Raw genomic sequence first — 6,384 nt, forward strand, 5'->3', positions numbered from 1 at the left:
TATATGGAGTGTACGCGGATCGGGAGCGGGTCAGATGACACGGATTCATCAGTTATTTTTCAGATTCCACCGGTGCCAAAGCGGGGTCGCGGCCATCGAGTTCGCGCTCGTCGGATCCCTGCTGATCCTCGTCTCGCTTGGCGTGATCGAGTTCGGCCGTGGGTTGCTTGTGCGCAACGAGATCTCCTACCTGGCGGATCTGGGATCCCGCCAGATCCTCCTCAATCCCGACGTCTCAGAGAGCACTCTCAGGAGCCAAATGCAGGCAGAGTTCTCCGGCGAAAAATCTCTCCTGCAACTCGCAACCACCTTGGAAACCCTTGATGGCGCCAAGTACCGCTCGATCAAGGTCAGCTATCCTCTCACGCTACTAGTGCCAGGTCTCACCGACAGCCCCATGAACCTTAGTATTACACGGCGAGTTCCCCTCGGATGGTCCAAGCTGGGAACTTAAGCTCAAAAGACTCCGTTCATAGGTTGTGGGTCTGCAGGCGAGGAATATGGATGCGAACGATTCTAAGGTCGGCCGTCGTCGCCGTAGCTTTGGCTAGGCTGGCTGTCGCTCCCGACCCAGCGTTCGCCGACGAACAATCCAAACGGCTGCGCTCTATTCCAAATGTCGCGGCAACCCAGGTGCGGAGGGTGGCCGAGGCTCGGGTGGTCGCGAGGCAGATGGAAATGGTCGAGGTAGTATTGGATCTCGCCAAGATCCTGAAGCTGAACGAGCCGGCCCGGACGATCGTGATCGGCAATCCCGCGGTGCTCGACGCCACCATCAACGACGAGCGCACGCTCGTGCTGACCGGGAAGACCCTCGGCACGACTAACATGATCGTCCTCGACGGCGACGGGGACGAGGTCACAAACCTGATGATCAACGTCGTCCAAGGCAGTCACATCGTGACGGTTCACCGGGGGAACCAGAAGGAGACGTATAACTGTATCGGCGCGTGCCGGCCGACGGTCGCAGTCGGAACTGGCGTAATTGCAACTCCGGACGCGACCACGACCGGGTCTGTCCGGCGGTAAGGAATTCCTGCAACGCTTCAGGCTTCAAAAAGGTTTCGGCAGCCTTTCCGTCGGGGGGCTTAATCCGCAGCAGCGCAGCGGGTTAATGCATCGACCCGAATGGTGTCGAACGTGCCGGACGGCCACATGTCATTCGTCCCCAATGGGAACCGGTAACGGCCCGGGATCGGGTCACGGAGTGACGAGGAAAGGCCCGATTATGTTCGGCAAAAGAAGCTTCATCCACGAGACAGCGCAGAAGCCCACCGCTCCCTTCCTCGCCCCGGCTCCGCAAGCCGGCCAATCCATAATCCTGGCACCGGTGGTGGCGCAACCCGCTCCCGTAATCCCTGCGCGCCCACAGGCCAGTGTCAGGACCGAAGAGTACTATGCGCTCAAGAGCCAGGTTTTCGCTGCCCTTATTGAGGTGATCGACGTCGCCCAATTGGGACTCATGGATCCCGTGCAGGCTCGCGCCGAGATCGGCGTGATCGTTAATGAGATCATTGCAGCCAAGAAGATCGTGATGTCGATCACCGAGCAGGAGGAGCTCCTCCGTGATATCTGCAACGACATACTCGGTTATGGGCCGCTTGAACCGCTCCTGGCGCGCGACGACATCGCCGATATCATGGTGAACGGCGCCGACACAGTCTACATCGAGGTCGGTGGCAAGGTGCAGAAGACGGATATTCGCTTCCGGGATAACATCCAGTTGCTCAACATCTGCCAGCGCATCGTGAGCCAGGTCGGACGCCGCGTGGATGAGTCCAGCCCGATCTGCGACGCGCGCCTGCCCGACGGCTCCCGCGTCAACGTAATCGCGCCGCCGCTCGCCATCGACGGCCCAACCCTCACCATCCGAAAGTTTAAGAAGGACAAGCTCACCCTCGACCAGCTCGTGAAGTTCGGCTCGATCACGCCAGAGGGCGCCCAAATCCTGGAGATCATCGGGCGAGTCCGCTGCAACGTGATCGTCTCCGGCGGCACCGGTTCGGGCAAGACGACGCTGCTGAACTGCCTGACCGGCTATATCGAACCGGGCGAGCGCATCGTCACCTGCGAGGATGCTGCCGAACTGCAACTGCAGCAGCCGCACGTGGTGCGCCTGGAAACCCGACCGCCCAATCTCGAGGGTGAGGGCCAAATCACCATGCGCGATCTCGTCAAGAACTGCCTGCGCATGCGCCCGGAGCGCATCATTGTAGGTGAGGTCCGCGGCTCCGAGGCCTTCGATCTGCTGCAGGCGATGAACACGGGTCACGACGGCTCGATGGGAACGCTTCATGCCAACTCGCCACGCGAGGCGCTCTCGCGCATTGAGTCCATGATTACCATGGGGGGATTTTCACTGCCGTCGAAGACCATCCGCGAGATGATCGTGTCCTCCGTCGACGTGATTGTCCAGGCCGCACGCTTGCGCGATGGCTCGCGCCGCATCACCCACATCACCGAAGTGCTGGGCCTTGAGGGAGACGTCCCGATCACCCAGGATCTGTTCGTCTATGACATCCACGGTGAGGACGCGCAGGGTAACGTCATCGGCCGCCACCACTCTACCGGCATCGGCCGCCCACGGTTTTGGGACCGCGCCCGCTACTTCGGCGAGGAGAAGCGCCTCGCCGCGGCCCTCGATGCCGCCGGCGAGGCCGCCGAAACGGCCGCCGCCTGAAGTCGCCTTACGGAGATCGAATGATGCTGTTCGCCGAACTCGTCCCGCACCTCATCGCTCTGTTGGCCGCCCTCTCCGCCATCGGGATGATCGTGGCCGCCTTCTACCCGCGTGTGGCTAAGCCCTCAGTGGCGCACGCGCGTTTCCTCACCATTGCGGCCATCGCGACCGTTGAGGAAGCGCCGGGTGGGCCCACCGACGAGACCCGGCGCCGACGGGCAGTCGAGGCGACCCTGAAGGAGATGGAGGATAAGCAGAAGGCCAAGCGCAGCACCGGGCCGTCCCTGCTCGACCGCATGCGCCAAGCTGGACTGGGCTGGAGCAAGCGAACCTATTACACCGTCTGCGCGGCCACGGGAGGCGTGGTTCTCCTGCTCGGCCCGAGCGTCTTCGGCCTCGGCCCACTGCCATCGGGCGGCTTCAGCCTCGCCGGTGGGTTGTTGCTGCCGCACCTTTATGTCGGCATGCGGCGCACCCGTCGCTTCAGGAGATTCACCGCCGAGTTCCCAAACGCGGTCGACATCATCGTACGCGGCGTCAAATCGGGACTGCCGCTTGCCGACTGCCTGAAGATCATCGCCACAGAAACGCAGGAGCCCGTGCGGAGCGAGTTCAAGGTGATTGTCGAGGACCAGACCCTCGGCATGCCCCTCGACGAGGCCGTGCAGCGGTTAGCGGGGCGCATGCCGCTGCCGGAGGCCAACTTCTTCGCTATCGTAATCGCGATCCAGAGCCGGACCGGGGGCAGCCTGTCCGAGGCGCTCGGCAACCTCTCGAAGGTGCTCCGCGATCGCGTGAAGATGGGTGCGAAGATCAAGGCCATGAGTTCCGAGGCCAAGTCCTCCGCCGGCATCATCGCCGCGCTGCCGGTCGCGGTCGCCGGCCTTATGTACCTGACCGCGCCCGACTATATCGCACTCCTCGTCACGACCTTGACCGGCAAGATGGTGCTCGCCGCCAGCGCCGTGTGGATGGGTGCGGGCGTCCTGGTGATGCGAAAAATGATCAACTTCGATTTCTGAGGCCACCCGATGTCTGCTGGCATGCTCACCACTAACGTTGATCTGCTCGTCGCGCTCTCCGCGGCCGTGTCTGCCTTCCTCGCAATCCTGGTTGTCGCGTGGCCCTACCTTGCGAAGGACCAACTCGGCGTCCGCATGGCAGGGGTCGCCAGCGAGCGGGAGCAGATCCGCCTGCGCGAACGTGCCCGGCTGAACCGGAGCAATGGGCGGGCTACCCTTAGGACCGAGCCGAGAAAGCTCTACCAGGGCATCGTCGAGTGGTTCAATTTGGCCAAGCAGGCCGAGGACGGCGACATCAGCCTCAAGTTGCGGATGGCTGGCTATCGCGGCCGCGGCCCGGTCGTGACCTTCCTCGCGGCTCGCCTGATTGCGCCCGTGGCGTTGCTTGTCATTGCGGCACTCTACGTCTTCGTGATCATGCCGTTCGATCGCTCGCTCGCCGTGAAGCTCGGGATCGTACTCGCGGTGGCCGGCTTGGGCTACTACGCACCCGGGCTTTACGTGAAGAATAGGATCACGAAGCGCCAGAACGCGATCCGTCGCGCTTGGCCCGATGCGCTCGACCTGCTGCTGATCTGTGTCGAGTCAGGCATGAGCATTGAGAGCGCTTTCCGGAAAGTTTCGGAGGAAATCGGCACGCAATCGGCCGAACTCGCGGAGGAGTTGAGCCTGACGACTGCGGAGCTCTCGTATCTCCAGGACCGACGCAAGGCCTATGAGAACCTGGGCGAGCGCACCGGGCTGGAGGGCGTTAGAGGCGTGGTCACGAGCCTGATCCAATCGGAGAAGTACGGGACACCGCTTGGCCACTCCCTGCGTGTCCTGGCCCAGGAAAACCGCGATATGCGCATGAGCGAGGCCGAGAAAAAGGCGGCCGCGTTGCCGCCGAAGCTCACAGTTCCGATGATCGTGTTCTTCCTGCCTGTTCTGTTCGCGGTGATCATCACCCCGGCCGTGATCCAGGCCATGAAACTCTCGTGACCTCTGAAGGAAGTCCAGCAATGTCGTTTGCTAACTGTCTCTGTGCGCTGCGCTCCGACACGAACGGGGCTGTCGCCGTGATTGCGGCCATCCTCTTCCCGGTCCTGATCGGCGCGATGGGGATTGGGAGCGAGGCGGGCTATTGGTATCTTACCCAGCGCAAGCTCCAGCACGCCGCCGACGTCTCGGCTCATGCTGCGGCGGTGCGCAAGCGCGCGGGCGATGCCACAAGCGGCATGGCGGCGGCTGCCACCCACATTGCACAGGAGTCCGGCCTGCTGGCCGCAGGAACGGTCACAGTGAACTCCCCACCGACAAGCGGCGCGTTGGCCGGTGATGCCAATGGCATCGAGGTCATTCTGACCGAGATGCAGCCCCCGCTGCTCTCGTCCCTCTTTCTCAGCGCCCCCGTCAGGCTGCAGGGACGGGCAGTTGTCAGGCTCGACGCGACCTCGCAAGCCTGCGTGCTGGCGCTGTCACCCGCAGCACCCGCTGCCGTGAAGGTGTCCGGTTCGACCACCGTGACCCTTAATGGCTGCGATGTTGCGTCAAACTCGAGCGCGCCGGACGCACTCACCATGGCCGGAGGTGGCAGCCTCACGACCGACTGCGCCTATACAGTGGGTGGGGCCATCACCTCCTCCAGCCTCTCGCTCCAGAAGTGCGACTCCGTGCGCATTGGGGCACCGAAAACCATCGATCCCTATGCCGATTTGGAGGAGCCGGTGGCAACCGGCGCTTGCAATTCCAAGAGCAACTTCAATGCCGATGCTATTCTTGAGCCGAGCTACCAATCTCATCCGAGTGGGCTTCCGGTCATGCGCTTTTGCAGCGGTCTCAGTGTAACCGGCGGTAAGGTCACGTTCAAGCCAGGCCTTTACATCATCGAGAGCGGGAGCCTGTCGGTCAACGCTGGGACGGTGTTGACCGGCGCCGGCGTAACGTTCTACTTCGCGAAGGGTGCTGAGCTCAAGCTGAATGGCGGGGCTACGGTCAACCTGTCGGCCCCGACCACCGGACCGTACTCGGGTCTCCTGTTCTTCGGCTCCCGCGGCAGCAGTGGGATCACGCACCAGGTCAACGGCGCGTCTGGCTCGACCTTCGACGGGGCAATCTACTTCCCCGCGTCGGGGGTGGAATATTCCGGCCGCAGCGGTTCCACGGGGGGATGCACGCAGATCATCGGCAGCACCGTGACATTCACCGGCAACTCCGATGTCCGATCGGACTGCATAGCCAAGGGGGCGCGGGCGATCGTGACGGACCGATCAATCAAGATCGTCGAGTGACGGGCACCGATCGTAACGACCGATGGCCGGATGCCTTAAGGCGCGGCCGCTCTGGTCGCCTGCAATGCCTTAACCCATCAGCCCGAATGGCTGGCCGAGCCGGGCACACGTAAATAGGCGTCATCAACGAGGACGAACGGTTCGGCCTCTGGAGGATGACAGAAATGACCAAGCTTCTCGCCCGCTTCCGCAAAGACCAGTCCGGCGCCACTGCGATCGAATACGGCCTCATTGCCGGCCTCATCGCTGTTGCGATTGTCACCGCCGCTGGCAACGTCGGCACTAACCTGTCCGGCACCTTCAACACGATTGTCGAAAAGCTGCCTGGCTAACCCCGGAGAAAGCTCCTGGCCGGCCATTGCTGTGCTGGCCCGACTTGAGTGACCAGGCCGCTGCCAACAGCGGCCTTTTT

Annotated in this window: 7 protein-coding genes; all 7 read left to right on the top strand. The window is 62.7% G+C overall.

The window, feature by feature from the left end; translation table 11 throughout:
• The first annotated feature begins 34 nt into the window (after nt 1-34).
• A complete protein-coding gene (locus tag NF876_RS16635) occupies nt 35-454 on the top strand; it encodes a TadE/TadG family type IV pilus assembly protein (RefSeq protein WP_262269897.1) in 420 nt (139 codons plus the stop codon).
• Between the two features lie 50 nt (nt 455-504).
• Nucleotides 505-1,029 (top strand): pilus assembly protein N-terminal domain-containing protein, encoded by a 525-nt coding sequence (locus NF876_RS16640; RefSeq protein WP_262269898.1) that lies wholly within the window; start codon nt 505-507, stop codon nt 1,027-1,029.
• A 199-nt stretch (nt 1,030-1,228) separates the two neighbouring features.
• Nucleotides 1,229-2,680 (top strand): TadA family conjugal transfer-associated ATPase, encoded by a 1,452-nt coding sequence (locus NF876_RS16645; protein WP_262269899.1) that lies wholly within the window; start codon nt 1,229-1,231, stop codon nt 2,678-2,680.
• Between the two features lie 23 nt (nt 2,681-2,703).
• On the top strand, nt 2,704-3,702 hold the full coding sequence (locus tag NF876_RS16650) for a type II secretion system F family protein (RefSeq protein ID WP_262269904.1): 999 nt from the start codon (nt 2,704-2,706) through the stop codon (nt 3,700-3,702).
• A gap of 9 nt (nt 3,703-3,711) precedes the next feature.
• On the top strand, nt 3,712-4,683 hold the full coding sequence (locus NF876_RS16655) for a type II secretion system F family protein (RefSeq protein WP_262269900.1): 972 nt from the start codon (nt 3,712-3,714) through the stop codon (nt 4,681-4,683).
• A gap of 20 nt (nt 4,684-4,703) precedes the next feature.
• Nucleotides 4,704-5,972: a pilus assembly protein TadG-related protein gene (locus NF876_RS16660; RefSeq protein WP_262269901.1), complete on the top strand. Its 1,269-nt coding sequence runs from the start codon at nt 4,704-4,706 to the stop codon at nt 5,970-5,972.
• 164 nt (nt 5,973-6,136) lie between these two features.
• Nucleotides 6,137-6,304 carry a Flp family type IVb pilin gene (locus NF876_RS16665; RefSeq protein WP_262269888.1) on the top strand — a complete coding sequence of 56 codons (168 nt, stop codon included), beginning with the start codon at nt 6,137-6,139 and terminating at the stop codon, nt 6,302-6,304.
• Nucleotides 6,305-6,384: the final 80 nt, after the last annotated feature.

It is taken from the genome of Microvirga yunnanensis (assembly GCF_025460875.1).